Annotated in this window: 16 protein-coding genes; 9 read left to right on the top strand and 7 right to left on the bottom strand. The window is 39.7% G+C overall.

Going from position 1 to position 16817, the window contains the following annotated elements:
• Positions 1-3: 3 nt before the first annotated feature.
• The 3 genes from IGJ25_RS00445 (at position 4) to IGJ25_RS00435 (ending at position 2056) form a co-directional block, all read left to right on the top strand.
• Positions 4-261, top strand: coding sequence for a hypothetical protein (locus IGJ25_RS00445; protein WP_081117146.1), 258 nt, complete (start codon positions 4-6; stop codon positions 259-261).
• 354 nt (positions 262-615) lie between these two features.
• The gene (locus IGJ25_RS00440; RefSeq protein WP_015510556.1) at positions 616-966 is read left to right on the top strand and encodes a winged helix-turn-helix transcriptional regulator; all 351 of its coding nucleotides are present in this window, start codon (positions 616-618) and stop codon (positions 964-966) included.
• Positions 967-1111: 145 nt separating this feature from the next.
• A complete protein-coding gene (locus IGJ25_RS00435; protein ID WP_438779042.1) occupies positions 1112-2056 on the top strand; it encodes an NADP-dependent oxidoreductase in 945 nt (314 codons plus the stop codon).
• Between the two features lie 266 nt (positions 2057-2322).
• On the opposite strand, the gene IGJ25_RS00430 is transcribed toward IGJ25_RS00435, so the two are convergent.
• Positions 2323-3189, bottom strand: coding sequence for an aldo/keto reductase (locus IGJ25_RS00430; RefSeq protein ID WP_208788301.1), 867 nt, complete (start codon positions 3187-3189; stop codon positions 2323-2325).
• Between the two features lie 75 nt (positions 3190-3264).
• Positions 3265-3684, bottom strand: coding sequence for a MerR family transcriptional regulator (locus tag IGJ25_RS00425; protein ID WP_015510553.1), 420 nt, complete (start codon positions 3682-3684; stop codon positions 3265-3267).
• A gap of 390 nt (positions 3685-4074) precedes the next feature.
• Between IGJ25_RS00425 and IGJ25_RS00420 the strand changes: the two genes are divergently transcribed.
• Positions 4075-4527: a GNAT family N-acetyltransferase gene (locus tag IGJ25_RS00420; RefSeq protein WP_081117143.1), complete on the top strand. Its 453-nt coding sequence runs from the start codon at positions 4075-4077 to the stop codon at positions 4525-4527.
• A gap of 611 nt (positions 4528-5138) precedes the next feature.
• Here the strand turns inward: IGJ25_RS00420 and IGJ25_RS00415 are convergent.
• Positions 5139-5567 (bottom strand): hypothetical protein, encoded by a 429-nt coding sequence (locus IGJ25_RS00415; protein ID WP_179135480.1) that lies wholly within the window; start codon positions 5565-5567, stop codon positions 5139-5141.
• A 152-nt stretch (positions 5568-5719) separates the two neighbouring features.
• Here IGJ25_RS00415 and IGJ25_RS00410 point away from each other — a divergent pair, with 152 nt between their 5' ends.
• The 5 genes from IGJ25_RS00410 to IGJ25_RS00390 all read left to right on the top strand — a co-directional run bounded on the left by IGJ25_RS00410 (position 5720) and on the right by IGJ25_RS00390 (position 12495).
• Positions 5720-6361, top strand: coding sequence for a hypothetical protein (locus IGJ25_RS00410; RefSeq protein WP_015510550.1), 642 nt, complete (start codon positions 5720-5722; stop codon positions 6359-6361).
• Between the two features lie 26 nt (positions 6362-6387).
• Positions 6388-7797, top strand: a complete 1410-nt coding sequence (locus tag IGJ25_RS00405) for an amino acid permease (protein ID WP_010748933.1) — start codon at positions 6388-6390, stop codon at positions 7795-7797.
• Positions 7798-7826: 29 nt separating this feature from the next.
• Positions 7827-9221 carry a glutamate decarboxylase gene (locus IGJ25_RS00400; protein ID WP_438779040.1) on the top strand — a complete coding sequence of 465 codons (1395 nt, stop codon included), beginning with the start codon at positions 7827-7829 and terminating at the stop codon, positions 9219-9221.
• A gap of 537 nt (positions 9222-9758) precedes the next feature.
• A complete protein-coding gene (locus IGJ25_RS00395; RefSeq protein ID WP_081117141.1) occupies positions 9759-11207 on the top strand; it encodes a helix-turn-helix domain-containing protein in 1449 nt (482 codons plus the stop codon).
• A gap of 658 nt (positions 11208-11865) precedes the next feature.
• Positions 11866-12495, top strand: a complete 630-nt coding sequence (locus IGJ25_RS00390; protein ID WP_081117140.1) for a helix-turn-helix domain-containing protein — start codon at positions 11866-11868, stop codon at positions 12493-12495.
• A gap of 345 nt (positions 12496-12840) precedes the next feature.
• Here IGJ25_RS00390 and IGJ25_RS00385 read toward each other — a convergent pair whose 3' ends face one another.
• From IGJ25_RS00385 to IGJ25_RS00370, 4 genes are all read right to left on the bottom strand, one after another.
• A complete protein-coding gene (locus IGJ25_RS00385) occupies positions 12841-13239 on the bottom strand; it encodes a YxeA family protein (RefSeq protein WP_010748936.1) in 399 nt (132 codons plus the stop codon).
• A gap of 411 nt (positions 13240-13650) precedes the next feature.
• Positions 13651-15072, bottom strand: a complete 1422-nt coding sequence (locus IGJ25_RS00380; protein WP_081117139.1) for a cryptochrome/photolyase family protein — start codon at positions 15070-15072, stop codon at positions 13651-13653.
• Positions 15073-15313: 241 nt separating this feature from the next.
• Positions 15314-15679 (bottom strand): DUF2512 family protein, encoded by a 366-nt coding sequence (locus IGJ25_RS00375; protein ID WP_081117138.1) that lies wholly within the window; start codon positions 15677-15679, stop codon positions 15314-15316.
• A 363-nt stretch (positions 15680-16042) separates the two neighbouring features.
• Positions 16043-16516 carry a DUF3955 domain-containing protein gene (locus IGJ25_RS00370; RefSeq protein WP_081117137.1) on the bottom strand — a complete coding sequence of 158 codons (474 nt, stop codon included), beginning with the start codon at positions 16514-16516 and terminating at the stop codon, positions 16043-16045.
• Between the last annotated feature and the right edge of the window lie 301 nt (positions 16517-16817).

The raw sequence follows: 16817 nt of genomic DNA, 5'->3' as shown, positions 1-16817 counted from the left end.
TAGATGTATTCAAATTACCAGAAGCTGCCGCACTATTTAAAAAAGTGGTATGCATTATTTTATATTTTACCATTGATGCTTCTCTTATTTGTTAATGCCCTGACAGCTTGGTTAACTTTTCCCATAAACATAGGAATTCTATTGATTCTTTATGGAGTAAGTTGTTTGATTGCTACCAAGGCGTCTCAAGGTAAAAAAGAATGGTTTGTTCTAGATGGCATCACTTTTGGGATTGCCTTGATCACTCTTTCTATCATTTAATTGAAATAAAGGGGTAGCCTTTGATGCAGAGATAATAGTGGAGAACCGATTATTGCGCATGTCGTCTCTTCTTTCGTTGTGATGGCAGCAGCCATCTTGATCTAAAAATTACTGTGCAGTGGCTGTTTATAAGCGTAAAGGAATTGAGGATAGCTTGGCTGTACGCTTAGAAGCTCTAAAATTAGGTTGATTGAAGCCGATTTGAGAGTTCAGATAAGCGTTACGGGCTTGCTATTTTTTGCAGTCGTTATATACTGATGTCTATACTTCATGGTTTCGTATGTCGTCATCATTTCGGTAGTATTGCTGATATGAAAGACCGCAGCAAAAGTGAGCGAATAGGAGGAAGTAGTGATGCAGCAAACAGAAGAAACTGAATTATTTGTAGAATGCCCAGTGGCTAGCGTCCAGAAGGTCGTACGCGGCAAGTGGTCCATGGTCATCTTGTCCTTTTTACGGCACAAAACGCTTCGTTTCGGTGCGCTTAGTCGTAAAATGCCCATGGTGACCCAAGCAAATTTGACAAAGGAATTGCGCATGCTTGAAAGCTATGGCCTCATTCATCGTGAAGTCTATCCGCAAGTGCCGCCAAAAGTTGAATACTCACTGACCGAAATGGGGCATAAATTCATGCCAGTTTTGGATGCCTTAGAAACATTTGCTTCTACCTATGAGTCAGAAAACGAAAAAGTAGTCAATCCTTGAAGCGTTCAAGGATTTTTTTTGTACCTGAAATCCGTATGATTACACAAATCTATTGAAAACGATAGTTCCTATCAAAAAATATGGTACTTTTTATTATTGAGGTAACAGGTCATAATGAAATCATCTTAAGAAAGAAGGTTTTTTTATGAAAAAAATGATACTGAATCAATATGGCTCTGTAGATGTTATGCAAATGGTTGAAACTGCTATCCCTGAGCCAGCTGCTAAACAAATTGTGATCAAAACCGCAGCGATCGGCGTGAATGATCCTGATATTGTTATTCGTGCGAATGGACCATTTCCAACGATGCCAAAAGAATTGAAACCTGTGCTTCCACACTCTTTGGGACAAGACTTTTCTGGTATCGTAACAGCTGTCGGAGATGATGTGACCCGCTTTTCAGTAGGTGATCATGTGGTTGGGATGGCGTTTATGAGTACATATTCTGAATACATTTTGTTAGACGAGTCAGCAGTTGTTGCTGCTGTACCGAAGGAGCTGGACTTGGTGCCGTTAGGTGGATTTTTCCTTGGTGTGGCCACAGCCTACGGTGCAACCATTCGTGATGGTCAAGCAAAAGATGGACAAAAAGTACTGATTCATGGCGGTGCTGGCGGTGTCGGGTCTAAAGCTGTTCAGCTGGCAAAACATGCCGGAGCGTATGTCATAGCAACAGGCAGCGCTGAACAAGCTGACTATATGAAGGAGTTAGGGGCAGATGAAACGATCGATTATCAAACAGAAGATTTCACAAAATTGGTTTCTAATGCCGATTTAGTGGTTAATTTAACTGGTCCTAAAATATTGGAGAACAGTTATCAAGTAATCAAAAAAGGTGGACGCGTCACTTCTGTTAATGCGCCAATCGATCCTGTTGAAACGGAGCGTAGAGGAATTACTGGTATGTATTCTATGGGATTCATGACTGTTGAAGAGCTGAAAAAAGTCATTGATCTTTATGCGCAAAGAAAACTTGATGTCCTTGTAGACAAGACATATCCCTTTGAATTAGAAGCAATCAAGCAAGCTCACCTTGATTTCCAAGCAGGCGGAAATACTGGCAAAAAGATCATTGTCTTTGATAAATAGGGAGTAGTAAATAGAAATCGTACAATAGAGATTTTAAGAGCGAGCGTAACAGAACGCTATCCGTTGTTTAGCTACAAGCACAGTGCTCCAGAGAAATGAGTTTAATCGATGGATTCTTCAGTTACTTGATCAAGGCAGAATTTCCAAAAAATTTGTAAGAATTACCATGAAAAGAGACAAGATACAACTCAGTTAGAACCAATACAAGTCCGCTTCCTTTCGAAACGGAAGCGGACTTGTATTGGTTTCCTTCAATAAAAAACCTATTAGTTTTCAGTATCTAACATCCGGTTCATAAACCATTCCACTTGTTGCGGTGCATCGTGGTCAAAGAATGCGGACTCTTTTTTATCTAAAGCGGCTATTTTTTCAATGTCTTCCTGGGAAAGCTCAAAGTCAAAAATAGCAATGTTTTCAGCCATCCGTTCTGGACGAACTGTTTTTGCTAAAGCGACGATCCCTCTTTGCATCAACCAGCGAAGCACAACTTGGCCAACCGTTTTGCCATATTGCTTGCCAATTTCTGCTAATGTCGGATTGGTAAATAGGTCATGACGTCCTTCTGCAAAAGGTGCCCAAGCTTCAACTTGGACGTCATATTTTTCATGCCATTCCTGATCTTCCACTCGTTGATTCCAAGGGTTCACTTCGATTTGATTGATTTGAGGTTTCACCTCATTCAAGCCGACAAACTCGATCATCTTAGCTGATTTGAAATTTGAAACGCCAATTGCACGTAATTTCCCTGTTTTTTGAGCAGCAACCATTGAGCGCCAAGCACCATAAACATCTCCATATGGTTGGTGAATAAGGTAGAGATCAAGGTAAGTTAATCCCATTGTTTCAAGCGAATGTTCAATCGTTTCCTTAGCTTTATCTTCGGAAGCTTGTAGAATAAATAATTTAGAGGTAACAAAAAGTTCTTCTCGAGTGACTAGACCATCACTGATGGCACGCTTGATTCCCTCGCCGGTTTCTTTTTCATTTCCATAAATAGAAGCAGTGTCGATCAAGCGATACCCAGCTTTGATTGCTTGGTAAACAGCTTCGGCTGTTTCTTCCAAAGGAATTTGATAAACGCCAAATCCTAGTTGCGGCATGGTGACACCATTATTGAGTGTGATTGTTTGCATAGTGTTTCCTCCTCTAATTTACATTACATGTTCTATCCTAAACCTTGGAGTTAGGTCTATAGCAAGTAAAAGATGTTACTTTTTTCGTTCCCATAATTTTTCCACTTTATCAGGGGTCATATTTCCTGCTTTGAATTTTGCGATATGCTCATCATACGTTTCTATCTTATAAATAAGCAGGTCTCGTACTTCCTGCATTTCTGCTAACTTTTTCTCTAATTCTTCGAGTTGATCGGATAAAATCTGTTTTTGAGCTTTTTCGACATTTTGACTTTCACGTACTTGTGCCAATTGGGCAAATTCAATTAGTGATTCGATGGACAATCCTGCATTTCGTAAATGTTTTGCTAAATAGATCCAGTTTAGATCATTCGTTGTGTACACCCGATAGCCACTCTCATTGCGTTGAACAGGTGGAATCACACCGACTCGTTCATAATAGCGCAATGTGTCTACGCTCAAATCAAACATTTCCGCTGCTTTTTTTATATTCATCGTTGGTTCTCCTTATCTTTTTCTATAAGTAATCATAAACCCTAAAGTGGACTCTAGGGCAAGTGGTTTAAAATTATTTATTTAAAAGAATATATTTTGTTCGTCAGGACGACTATATAGGAAGAAAAAGCTTCCAACACTTTTATTTCAACAGAATGATTTGAGAAATCATCAGTATTGAAAGCTCCTTTCTTAGTGTTTTTCAAAGCAAGTCATACTCTCTTAGAAATTATTGTTTCGTTATCTATATGAGAGAGGCATTTTTTTCTATAGATTTTAAATAAATCCATCTCATGTTATGATGATGATGAAAATTCTTAACTTGGATTAAGGAAACAATCGGTTCTTGTTATGAAAAACGAAAAAAAGCTGATGAGAGTGTGACTATCCATGAATATAAAAGAAGTAAATAATATGAATCAAAAGTTAGAGCAACAATTAATTGAAGTTTGGGAGAGTTCTGTTAAGGCGACGCACACCTTTTTGTCAGAGGCCGAAATCCAAGCCATTAAGCAATACATTCCAGAGGCATTGCATCATGTGCCACATTTGATTGTCGTAGAAAGTGAGCAAGGAGAGCCAGCTGGCTTCATGGGGATCTCGGATCGAAATCTTGAAATGCTGTTTATAGCAAATGAACAAAGAGGCAAGGGCCTAGGAAAGAAACTCTTGGCATATGGGATGGAAAACTATGCTGTAAATGAACTGGGAGTAAATGAACAGAATCCTCTAGCGAAAGGATTTTATGAACATATGGGATTTGAGGTATACAAAAGAAGCGAGTTGGACGAACAAGGAAACCTTTATCCAATTCTTTATATGAAGAAAGTTGATAAAAAGTAGCTGTTTTTTTCATTCTTTATTTTTGAGGATTGCTTGGCTGTATGCCTAGAAGCTCTAAAATTAGGTTGATTGAAGACGATTTTAGAAACAAGATAAGTGTCACAAGCTTTTTATTTTCAGCAGTCGTTATATACGACTGTCTATCATTCATCATTTTATAGGTCGTCATCATTTAGATTACGCTGGCAATGTGAAAGGCTGCTACTTAATCAAGTCAGCTTCATTTGCAATGCCTCCAAAAAACTTTCCAATTTGAATAAAAAGCTCACCCCAAGCAACCCCCGAAAAATAGTTTCGGGGGTTGCTTGGGATTTGGGGGGCTTAGCTTGCTAAGCAATGATCGATCACTAAAAAATGATCAAAACAGAATAGGCAATTTTTTGTTTTTAATCAAAAAATGTTGATCGTTTTATCAAGCAGAGGATGGCACAAGTAAGTGGAAAGTAGGTAGTGGCTATTTTTTGTGTTCAGGATGGGGAAGTAGATTTGTCTAGGATACACGTGAGGATAAACGTTTGAGGATCATTTGTTTTTGACTTACCTATGTGCCATCACTGCGAAAACCCTGTGGATGAAGGCGTCGTGTACGACACCAGATACTCGGATGAGAACTAAGGACGGTTGATTGCCCGTGCCTGACACGCTTTTTCTAACCGCAAAGTCGTAAGGGCTGAAGAGCTGCAACGCTGAGTAAGTTGGCTGCCCCGTGCGGTTTTTGGTGTTTTTTGAACCCTACAAGCTGCTATTGCTCCTCGCCTATTCGTCGCAAGCTTGGAAGGCTTTCTCAGAAAATGCCCGTCAGCTGTCAGCACGTTGTCTTTTGCATCAGGAAGCATCAGCGTTCCAACAAACCTTGGTGACCCAGAAGGAAACCACTCATTTTTGGCAACTTTTATCCCAGAAATCGTTGCGCTAGAAGTATGTCCGTCCGTACTTTCCAGAAAAAAGGCAGCTGAAAGTGGGCAGATACCCAACAAAAAGGCGGTTATGACGACCACAAGCGCTCTCAAAAAACTCAGTCCTTTCTTTTCAATGGTCATTGTTCTTATCTGCACTTCATGATAGCACCGAAACGCGAAGTATTTTTCGCGTTTTTTTGTTTTTAAAATAAAAAATTAGATATTCGCTTTTTTTAGATAAATGGTATACCTGAGATGGAATAAAAATAATAAAAGAAAGGACAGGATTTACAATGAAAAAAACATCATTAGTTGCAGGTTTCGTTTTAGGTGTAGGCGTTTTGTTCACTCTAGGTGCGTGCTCAACAGTGGAAGAGTCAGGGGAAGTGGTCTCTGGGTCAGGAACCGAAACGTTGATCAGTGATTCTTCAGATGAGGTGATCGTGGGAAGTGAAAAATTGAGTGATGACGGGTATTTTGAAGAAATCGTAACCAAGGGAATCGATCCGAAAGTCAAAGATGTTGTTTGGTATGAAACGAATTATGAAAATGCTGGTTGGGATCACATTCGCTTTTTAGTGAACCATGTAAAAATTGTGAATGTAGAAGCGTTCAAACACAAAGACAAAGAATACAAAACATTGCTTTCACTGAAATATCAATTGTTTAATGAAGATTCGAAAGACAAAAAAATCAAACCTGACAAAGCCTATTTGGTGTTGAATGATGGCAAGAAAATTGAAGCGGAAGTATTTGTGGACTATTTAGATGATGAAATTTTGACCCATGACAAACACAAAGATGGCTTTATTCACTTTAAAGTAGCACAAGAACAAAGTTTGCCAGCGATCAAAGCAATCGAAATCGAATTTAAAGCAGATGGCGATCTGACACATACGTACCATATTGATCTTTCTTCCGCTGCTGAAAAATAGTATCTAACGATAGGAGGTTGAAAAAAATGGATACTAGCAAGAAAAAACTATCATTGTTGAGTTTTTTTGCGATAACTGCTTCAATGGTGATGACGGTATATGAGTATCCAACCTTTGCGACATCGAAGATGAATCTAGTTTTTTATTTACTCGTCGGCGGTTTCCTCTGGTTTATCCCTGTAGCCCTTTGCTCTGCGGAGATGGCTACTGTAAAAGGATGGGAAAAAGGGGGACTCTATACCTGGGTCTCAAAAACATTAGGGAGAAAATGGGGCTTTGCTGCCATTTTCTTCCAATGGTTCCAAATCACGGTAGGCTTTATTACGATGATTTACTTTATTGTCGGGGCGCTTTCCTATGCCCTAAATTGGCCGGCTCTTAATACCAATGTTTGGCTGAAGCTGATTGCCACTTTAGTGATCTTTTGGTTGATTACGATCTCGCAATTTGGCGGAACAAAAAATACCGCGAAGATTGCCAAAGTAGGGTTCTTTGTGGGGATCGTCGCAACTGGGATCATACTTTTTATCCTAGGAATTGTCTACATTGCTCAAGGAAATCCCATCAAAGTTTCCTTTGGCTCAGGCGCATGGATTCCTGATTTTACAAAAATCAATACGCTGGTCGTTTTTGTTTCCTTTATTTTGGCCTATGCAGGGGTTGAATCTTCTGCCAGTCACGTAAAAGACATGGACAATCCTGGAAAGAATTACCCGAAAGCCATTTTGATTTTAGTCGTAGCGACTATTCTTTTGGATACGTTAGGTGGGGCAACGGTGGCTGCCACGATTCCCCAAAATCAATTGTCTCTTGATACTGGTGTGATCCAAGCTTATTCTTATTTGATCCATCATTTTGGCGGCGGGGAATGGCTGGTTCGTTTGATTGCCGTGGTCATCTGTTTAGGTGTCATTGCAGAAATTGCCGCTTGGGTAGTCGGCCCATCAACGGCGATGCTTGAAGCAGCTGAAAATGGCTTGCTGCCAAAACAAATGGCCAAAGTCAATCAACACAATGTTCCAATCAATATCGTTTTGGTGCAAGGCATCATTGTTTCTATTTGGGCGGTTGTCTTGACATTAGGCGGCGGGGGCGCCAATCTATCCTTCTTCGTTGCGATGGCTTTGACGGTCTGCATCTATCTGGTTGCTTATGTCCTCTTGTTTCTTTCGTATATTAAGTTAGTCAAAGAAAAAGACGACTTAACAAGAACGTATCATATTCCTGGGGGGAAAAATGTGAAAATTGGTGTTGCGATGGTTGGTTTGCTTGTTTCTATTTTTTCTTTCTTTATTTCCTTCTTTCCACCGAGCGATATCGGATCGGGAAAAGGCGGAACCTATTTAGCCATCTTGATCATCAGCTGGCTGATAATTGTCGTGATACCGTTTGTCATCTATAAATACGTAGGTGAAAAAGCAAGCGATAAAAAATAAAAAGCACAACCTATGAGGAGGAGAGCTGCATGTTATTTAGTAAAAAAAATCGAAAAGAAGCCCAATATTTGGAACCTATCTATGGGAATGAGGCAATGGATCGGGCGATCCCTATGTACAAATTGCCAAAAGAGTCCTTGGTACCGCGGGATGCCTATGAATTAGTCAAAGATCAATTGATCGATGAAGGGGTCTCAAGACAAAATTTGGCGACGTTTTGTCAAACCTACATGGAACCAGAAGCAGTCAAAATCATGAGTGAAACCCTTGATAAAAACGCCATCGATAAAACCGAGTACCCACGGACAGCAGAAATTGAAAACCGCTGTGTCAACATGATCGCTGATTTATGGCATGCACCAGAAGCGTCCGATTTTATCGGTACATCAACGGTAGGATCAAGTGAAGCGTGTATGCTAGGTGGATTGGCCTTAAAATTTGCTTGGCGCAATCGGGCAAAAAAACTTGGCTTAGATATCAATAAACAAAAACCAAACTTAGTGATTTCTTCTGCCTATCAAGTCGTTTGGGAAAAATTCTGTGTTTACTGGGACATTGAAATGCGGACGATCCCTATCGATGAAGAACATGGCAGCATCAATGTTGAAAAGGTCACAGACTATTTAGATGAATATACGATCGGGGTCGTCGGTATCTTAGGGATCACTTACACTGGACGATACGATGACATCAAAGTACTAGACAAGAAATTAGAGGAATACAACAAACACACCGACTACAAAGTCTACATCCACGTGGATGCGGCTAGTGGTGGATTGTACACGCCATTTATGGAACCAGAACTTGAATGGGATTTCCGTTTGAAAAATGTTCGTTCCATCAGTACGTCTGGACATAAATATGGGTTAGTCTATCCTGGTATCGGTTGGGTGCTTTGGAAAGAAAAAGATTTCCTTCCAGAAGAATTGGTCTTCAAAGTAAGTTATCTTGGCGGTGAAATGCCAACGATGGCCATCAACTTTTCAAGAAGTGCCAGCCAAATCATCGGACAATATTACACCTTTATCCGCAATGGGTTTGAAGGCTACCGCTTGATCCACAAAAAGACCAGTGATGTTGCCCAATATTTAGCAAAAGAGATCGAAAACATGGGCTACTTCGATATTTATAATGATGGGTCACGGTTGCCGATCGTCTGCTACAAATTAAAAGAAAATGCCGACATTTCTTGGAATTTGTATGATTTGACGGATGAATTTGCCATGAAAGGCTGGCAAGTCCCTACCTATCCATTACCTGATAATCTATCACATATCAATATCCAACGCTTTGTCTGCCGAGCAGATTTAAGTATGCAAATGGCAATGGATCTGGTGCAAGACATGAAAGAAGGAATCGAGCGCTTGAACAAGCGACCAATCCGTCATGTTTCATCCGACCAAACCTATGGCTTTTCACATTAAGAAACGGTATCGTTAGAAACCCGTTCATTGCTTTTTTCAATGAATAAAAAGACCCTTTATGAAACGTTTTTTGCAAGACTGAATGAACAATGGTTTATAGAAAAATCAAAGGCGGTTGCATCGACTGCCTTTGATTTTTTTGTTTATAAGAACGGGTAAGCACTTGATAGTATTATTTTTTAAGAGAAAGTAAAAAAATGGCGCTTGATAATTTCATTTATTGACATTTCTAGCTTGTGATAGTATTAATTATTATGGTCTAAATATATTTTTTTAGAGAAGAACGTTTTACATAAACAAAAAGAAAATCCGAGAACATTGTCGCGAGGAAACTCTGAGGAAAGTTCGTCTGGCAGGGCGCATTTTTGTTCGTTCGTTTTGGTTTATTTGGGGAGTAAGTGAAGGAAAAGTATGTGTAGAAAGGGCCTGTTTTTACTACATTTGTTTGTTTCATAGGAAATGTACTGCTATCTTTTTCTGTAAATTGGTTGTAACTATTCGAAAAGAATAAGGATTTACACAGGAGGAAAAACAGTCATGTATAAAGAAGACTTACTGGATAAAGACTTGAAATTGGAGTATATCTTGCTCAAATTCTTGTATTTATCGACGGGTCATATCAAAAAAAGTGATGCGTGTCGGGAATTAGAGATTACGATGCCAACCTTGACGAAACTATCAGAAAATCTTCAGCAACAACTAAAAAATGAGAAGGTCTCTTTTGCAATCAACCGTTATACCCTTGATCTGCAAGTAAACGACAGCGTCTCATTGGATGATTTGACCGACACGTTATTGAAAAAATCTGTAAAATATCAAATCATCCATTATTTGTTTCAACATGCAGGCTATGATGCTTTCGTATTAGCCGATGAATTAAAAATAAGCGTGGGGACACTGAATCGTGTGATTGCAGAGTGCAATCAGCTGCTGCAGCATTTTGAATTAAAGATAAAGAACAAAAAGCTAGCGGGAACGATGACGCAACGCATTTATTTTTACTATAATTTTTTAAAAATGGGGGAAACAGCGATCGACTCTGTTTTGATCGATGAGCTGGTGGCGGAGCTAGCGAAAAAAATAACCCTCTCGATTGCGCAACAAAAGCAGTTGAAGATCTGGCTATTTGTGATCATGAAAAAAGTCACGCCTCACACAACCGTGGGAAGCTTAAGTCCAGAGGAACAAATCAAAATCAATCGCTGCCAAGAAATGCCGATTTGTCGCTTTATTCGACAGGCCTATGTGTCGAAAAAAAGCATCTGTTCAGTAGACGAAGCCAAGATCGTCCCCTTCTTTATCTGTCTTTTTCTCGTTACGGTAGGAGGAATTCCTTACGAGGAGCTTCGCTTAGGGTTGTATACCAATAAAAATCCTGTCTTTGAGATCACCGATGAAGTCATGGCAGCGATCCAGTCCATTTATTGTCTTGAAGCCTCCCATACGACGATCGATATTAAAGCCAGTGTCTTCTCCTTGATCGCACAAGTCTATTACTTTCATGGGGTAAATTACTCCATTGACCGAGTCACCTTGAATTATTACCACAAGCTATTTCACAATTCCTTGCGAGATCAAGTGATTACAGACATCCTGCAACACATTATTGCACCAACTAACTTGTTTACGCCCACGAAACTCAACTACCTCAAGAAACGTCTGGTCTTTTTAATCTATCTGTTATCACCGAAAGAGGAATATCGAGTACGGATCGGGGTCTTAAATATGGGCTCCAGTCTTTTGGCAGATGCTTCCATTTACTTGTTAAAAAATGAACTAAAAGGGAAACAAAATGTGACTATTTCTCCTTATAACAATGAGGAAGAATACGATTTGCTGATTTCAAACGCCCGTGTCCCTCAACTTGGCAACAATTATGGTCAATTTTATCAAGTGACTGCCATCGGTGCCGATTTAGATGTCAATCAGGTTTCTGCGATCGTCGATCAAATTGCTTACTCTAAGTACCATTCTTTTGTGGTGTGAGCCATTACTTGTTAGTTAAAAAGCAGTGAGTCAACAGATAGGTGATTCGCTGCTTTTTCAATTATCTGCAAAGGATGAGAAGGAAAAGGAGCTTGAATTGCTCTTATCATTGATGACGAAATAAGAATAGGGATCAGTCAAGCAGCTTTCTGCTAGATAAATGTGCCCAGTATCCTTGTATAACGTATCGCAACAGAGCAGAAGACATCAAGCGTGAAAATAATAGAAGGGATTCAAAATGCTGATTTTGGAAGGAGGTAAAAAAAGATCCCCATAGAGATGTGGGTCTGGCATCGTTAATTGGCTCTATCAATATCGACAAACCGACTAGCTATATTTTTCCAAAAACAGAAGTATGATAAAATAGAATTCAACTAATAGTTTAGTTCTGATTTCCTCTATTCCGCACTCCGTTCATTGAAAAGTTAATCTCAAGGAAGTTGTCTTAATGGTAGAGAGAAGAAAAAGTTAAAGAATTAAGGCAATCTAAAAAGATGACTCAAAAAAGCTTAACAGAAATTCTGAACGATAATTTTTTTAGTAACTAATGAAAGCGTTTAAACAAGCCCTGAGATAGAACTCAACCAATAGTTTAGTCCCCATTCCCTCTATTCAACGATCCGTTCATTGAAAAATTAATCTGAAGGGAGTTATATTAATGTTAGATTTAGGAAAAAATATCAAAGAATTAAGACAATCTAAAAAGATGACCCAAAAAAGCCTAGCAAAAATGTTGAACGTTACGCCACAAGCTGTATCTAAGTGGGAAAGAAACGAGAGTAATCCAGACATTCAGACGCTTATATCTTTGAGTAACTACTTCAATGTTTCTGTTGACGAGATTTTAGGAAGGAAAAGACCTACTTTTTTTGAGACTCTTTTTTCTAAAAAGAAAGGATATCAGCAAATGGAAAAAACAGGAGATTTAATTAAACCAAAAGATTCAGTAGAAGAAATGAAGTTGAAAAAAGTTATCATTTTTGATATCGTTTTTAGCTTCATTGCAGACCAAGGACTTTTACAAACGCAAGCTTTAAGTAGGAAACTGGAGATGCTTATGCAGAAAAGAGGACAGAAAGTTCTCATTGAGATTTATAATTCGAATCAGGTAAATCAATATGGCGGTGAAGCCGATCTTATTTTGCTGACTCCAACTTTCGGATATGCGAAAAACGAAATTGAACAGAATTTTCCTACAACACCAGTCATAGCTATTTCAAAAAAAGATTACGGGATGCTTAATGTTGAAAAATTGTACAAAGAGATAGAAAATGCATTCGATCAATAGCGGTTCTCAAAAGATTTGCTATTTTTGTTTTACGTTTCCCTTTGGGACTTTGGTTGGTTCAGCAACCTTATCCGCTATTTCGTTTGATTGAGTTTCTGATCGTAGACTCAAAGTTGTGCGGCACCACTTCCTGTTCCTTCTCCTTACTATATTCGGCTTGTGGTTCGCTGCACTTGCCAGTAACTATCTGCGAGTGGATTTGCACCAGCTAGAGAAGTGCCATCCATGTCCAGTAGACTCAAAAAAGATGAAAATCACTAACAAAAAATCTGAGCCAGAATGTGGTTTATTCTGACCCAGATTTGATATTGTAAAACTCATTAGTCCTTATTAACAAAGATTTCATTAGTTTTGATTTTCTAATTTCTCTAGAACCTTTTTGGGAATTGCGTCTTTTTCAACGCCATTCGGGCCTTTTATTGTACGCTTTTCACTGATCACCGCTTTTACATAAGAATTTGGTGTTAAGGGTTTTGCGTTATCTTCTGATAGTGAAACCTCAAGGGTTTGGGTGCTGCCATCTTCTTTTACAAAGTTTAATGTGTAATCGTAAGAATACCAAGGAGACTGGTCACCGATGCCGCTCTTACTTTCGTGTTGGACTTTAGGCGGAATCTCAGAGGGGACATACGCGTAAGCTGTTTGTCCTGAGTAGGTGGATTGATAATATTCATATCCTTTGTATCCAACGAATCCTAAAAGTACGACTAAGATGAATCCGATTATTTTTTTCATATAAACCATCCTTATCCTCAAATATGGAGCTATTATAACAGAATGGTTCTATAGATGACCTTTCATCAGACGAACAGTTTTGCAAGGAGAAACGTTGCTATCCAGTCGTGAAAAAGCAGGGAACGCCGCTAGTAAAGAGTTCGATCTATAAATCCTCAGGGGATTGGTGCTTAGAGCGACTAGAAATAAGAGGGGAAGTAGACGACAAGATCTTAATTAAAAAACACAGCATGGAAAATGCTTCTTTTATGTATGCCCAGCAGCAGACAGCTTGATGAGACGTGCCGTTTGTTTTTTCACTATAGAAAGGCGAAAGAGGGCGCACCAGTTTCATAAAAAACCAGCAAAGGCGCTCCGTAAGAGACCGTCTTTGCTGGTTTTTTCTACCGAAAATGCTTGTGAGCAGTCCATGGCAGCTTTTTATGGTTCGATTTTACTATACAAATCGAGGGCTCTTTTTCTGGCTTCGTTGTGGTCGACTATAGGCAACGGATAGTCGGTGCCTAAAACTACCTTTAGGTCGGCTTGTTCTTCGTCAGTCATCAAGTAAGGTTCATGGATGAATTTTAGCGGCAACTGGGCGAGTTCGGGGACAAATTGTTTGATAAACGTCCCATCCTTGTCGAATTTTTTCCCTTGTGTAATGGGGTTGAAAATTCGAAAGTAAGGAACCGCATCGGTGCCAGTCGAAGCTGCCCACTGCCAGCCGCCGATATTGCTGGCAGCGTCGTAGTCGATCAATTGTCGAGCAAAATAGGCTTCTCCTTGCCGCCAATCGATCAGTAAATCTTTGGTTAGAAAGGAAGCGACGATCATCCGTAGACGGTTATGCATCCAACCGGTCTGATTCAGCTGCCGCATCGCGGCATCAATGATCGGATAGCCGGTTTGCCCTGCTTGCCATTTGGTTAGCACCTCTTCATCCTTTCGCCAATCCATGTTTCGATATTTCTCAATGAGTTCATAGTTTTTTTGTTCAGGATGGCTGAAGTAGATCATATGATAAAAATCTCGCCAAGCCAGTTCTTTTAAAAAGGTCGCTTTGCCAGTGCTTGATGGCATTCCTTGGCAAGCGGCCCAAACCTTCCGAATGGAGATTTGTCCAAAAGACAAGAAAGGGGACAGGCGGCTGGTTCCTTTGATCGAAGGGATATCACGGTCTTTTTCATAGGTGGCCAAACGCTTTTGCACAAATGCTTGCAATTGCTTATGCGCATAGTCTTCCCCAACGATCGTTGAAAAATCGGTCTTTCTATTTTCTAGCAGCTTAGCAAGCAGCGCTGTCCCTGCTTTGAAGTGAGGGGCATCATCAAAATGAACGGCTTTTTCAAAATCGAGGGCCTGCTTTTGATACACCGGTTTGGGCAATTGAATCCATTTCTTATAGTAGGGGGTAAATTTTTTGTAGTACGTCCCATCCTCTTTGGTGACTTCTGTTGGTTGATGCAGATGATGGTCTTCAAAAGAATGGACAGTGATGCCTTTTTTCTCGACCAATTCTTTTATGTAGAGATCACGTTTACGACCAAATCCACGGTTATCAAAGTTGAAGTAAAGCTGGCTCCATTCTGGATAGCAAGCGAACAACTGATCAAAGGCTTCTGTCAAAGTCCCTGTCAATAGGTGGATCGTCAGATTTTGTTTTTTGGCAGCCTCGATAAAGTGAGCAACTGCGCTAAAAAAGTAATCATGACTTGGCGCCTCGGGGAGAAACTGCTTGTCATTGAGATGAAATACACACAACAAATGGTCGTTTTCTTGAAGAGACGCAAGCGCCTCAGTCAGTGCCGTGTTGTCCTCTAAGCGTAGATCCTTTCTAAACCACATCACATGAATTGCCATACAAACCTCCTTGATAATATAACCGTGCAAAAAACGATCGGATTTCGTTTATAGTAATGGAAAGATGGGATTTATTCAAATTTGGCGATTGCTTTAGCTAACCAGAAATCTTGGCAAGCGTCCGTGATTATAGAAAGCATATGGAACAAGAAGATGCGTCGCTTTTCAATAGCCGATCTTGTAAACAAAAAAAATCGAACACAGAACAAGAGTCTGCGTTCGATTCTAGCAATCAACAAAATTATTTCATTTTTCGTTCATCTGGCACGATATCTGCTTTTAACAACCAGATGTGGAAGAACCATTCTGCCACACCGATCAATACTGCTGGGATCAATACTAGCATCCAAATATCATTTGTATAGTCCATATAAGTCAGATACAGCCATAGGATAAGGGCTGCTGCGCCGGCATCTGCGATCGTTGCCGCAATGTTACCGATCTTCCGCAAAATGACCAAGTCGCCTAGCACATAGATCATCACCACAATGATCACACCGACGGTCGTCGAGTCCATAAAACTGACATCGTAAATCCCTGACAACACAATCCACAAAATCGCCCAAATCATTAGTGCTTTGACAACCAACGCTTTTAGATGTTTCATTTCATACACTCCTTTTTATTATTTATTCCAAAAGCAAGAAGGTCATCGTTAGTGATAACCTTCTATTTCAAGGCTATCATCTGACATTTTTTGTGTCAAAAAAAAGGATTGGTTTGGTTTTTTATACTATTTTAAGCATAATTGCTTGACGAATGGTCGTGAATAGTTTAAACATTTTAAGGAATAAGTAGTGGGATTGATTTGTGAAATGAAAGAAGAATAGAGGGGATTTTGTAAGGAGATAAAGTATCGGTACAGTATTTACTGGAATCAAACAATTTAGCATGGCAATTTAAATGGAGCGACCCGCCAAAGTCAGATTTTGATCTGCTTTTCGAGGGTCGCTTTATGCCGTCTTCTTATTTATTTTCTCCTAACAGCTCGAAAATAATTGAGCCCGGTTCCTGCAAATACTACGAAACTAGCCAATAGGAACAAAAATCCTACAGGAATCAGGTAGAAATTTTCATGTAAAATGCCGGATTGATCGATGTATTCTACGGCGCTTGCTTTGATGAAGAAGCAGGCAAAGCCGAATAGTAGTAAAAATGTTCCGATCAAGGTCGTGATCAAATTGAGTTTGGCGCGTCGGGTCTCGCTGCCGTCTTTGATTAGTTTTTCAGTGATCTTGTTCACTTGAGTTCCTCCTAAAATCAATTCATCAAGCGAGAGTTCAAAAATCGTGGCGATGGCAATCAGCATTTCTAAATCTGGTAGATTACGATTGTTTTCCCAGTTCGAAACGGCTTGTCTTGTCACGTGTAGTTGAGTGGCAAATTGTTCTTGGGTCAAGTTATTTCTCGTACGTACTTCTTTGATTTTTTCGCCAAATTCCATCTTTTCTTCCTTTCGCTGATGTGACTTAAGCATAGTTTAAACGCACGTTGATTCCAAGAAAGCAGGGCTTGCTGCTTGATAAATCAAGGGAAAGTGGTGCTTGCGTCGCTTTTTTGTCCGCTCTTGGTTAGGGCGGGAGCCAATCATCTTTAATAATCAAAGCGATCAGCTGCTAAGTAAACGATTTGATACTTGTTATTTTTACAATGTATCTTTTCTTTTATTATAGCATTGTGATCGAGGGGAGGGAAATGTGTGATACGGGTCTTTCGCTACTTGATTGGTAGATGTCTAACAGCTG

Origin of the sequence: Enterococcus sp. DIV0240d (genome assembly GCF_051711245.1) — a bacterium.
GTDB lineage: Bacteria > Bacillota > Bacilli > Lactobacillales > Enterococcaceae > Enterococcus_D > Enterococcus_D casseliflavus.
The sequence above is the reverse complement of the archived record's forward strand: the minus strand, read 5'-3'. Positions and strand labels throughout refer to the sequence as shown.

Excerpts from the sequence above, each read along its gene's own strand:
- IGJ25_RS00445 (WP_081117146.1), top strand. The coding sequence starts at position 4 with ATGTATTCAAATTACCAGAAGCTGCCGCACTATTTAAAAAAGTGGTAT.
- IGJ25_RS00440 (WP_015510556.1), top strand. The coding sequence starts at position 616 with ATGCAGCAAACAGAAGAAACTGAATTATTTGTAGAATGCCCAGTGGCT.
- IGJ25_RS00435 (WP_438779042.1), top strand. The coding sequence starts at position 1,112 with ATGAAAAAAATGATACTGAATCAATATGGCTCTGTAGATGTTATGCAA.
- IGJ25_RS00430 (WP_208788301.1), bottom strand. The coding sequence starts at position 3,189 with ATGCAAACAATCACACTCAATAATGGTGTCACCATGCCGCAACTAGGA.
- IGJ25_RS00425 (WP_015510553.1), bottom strand. The coding sequence starts at position 3,684 with ATGAATATAAAAAAAGCAGCGGAAATGTTTGATTTGAGCGTAGACACA.
- IGJ25_RS00420 (WP_081117143.1), top strand. The coding sequence starts at position 4,075 with ATGAATATAAAAGAAGTAAATAATATGAATCAAAAGTTAGAGCAACAA.
- IGJ25_RS00415 (WP_179135480.1), bottom strand. The coding sequence starts at position 5,567 with ATGACCATTGAAAAGAAAGGACTGAGTTTTTTGAGAGCGCTTGTGGTC.
- IGJ25_RS00410 (WP_015510550.1), top strand. The coding sequence starts at position 5,720 with ATGAAAAAAACATCATTAGTTGCAGGTTTCGTTTTAGGTGTAGGCGTT.
- IGJ25_RS00405 (WP_010748933.1), top strand. The coding sequence starts at position 6,388 with ATGGATACTAGCAAGAAAAAACTATCATTGTTGAGTTTTTTTGCGATA.
- IGJ25_RS00400 (WP_438779040.1), top strand. The coding sequence starts at position 7,827 with ATGTTATTTAGTAAAAAAAATCGAAAAGAAGCCCAATATTTGGAACCT.
- IGJ25_RS00395 (WP_081117141.1), top strand. The coding sequence starts at position 9,759 with ATGTATAAAGAAGACTTACTGGATAAAGACTTGAAATTGGAGTATATC.
- IGJ25_RS00390 (WP_081117140.1), top strand. The coding sequence starts at position 11,866 with ATGTTAGATTTAGGAAAAAATATCAAAGAATTAAGACAATCTAAAAAG.
- IGJ25_RS00385 (WP_010748936.1), bottom strand. The coding sequence starts at position 13,239 with ATGGTTTATATGAAAAAAATAATCGGATTCATCTTAGTCGTACTTTTA.
- IGJ25_RS00380 (WP_081117139.1), bottom strand. The coding sequence starts at position 15,072 with ATGGCAATTCATGTGATGTGGTTTAGAAAGGATCTACGCTTAGAGGAC.
- IGJ25_RS00375 (WP_081117138.1), bottom strand. The coding sequence starts at position 15,679 with ATGAAACATCTAAAAGCGTTGGTTGTCAAAGCACTAATGATTTGGGCG.
- IGJ25_RS00370 (WP_081117137.1), bottom strand. The coding sequence starts at position 16,516 with ATGGAATTTGGCGAAAAAATCAAAGAAGTACGTACGAGAAATAACTTG.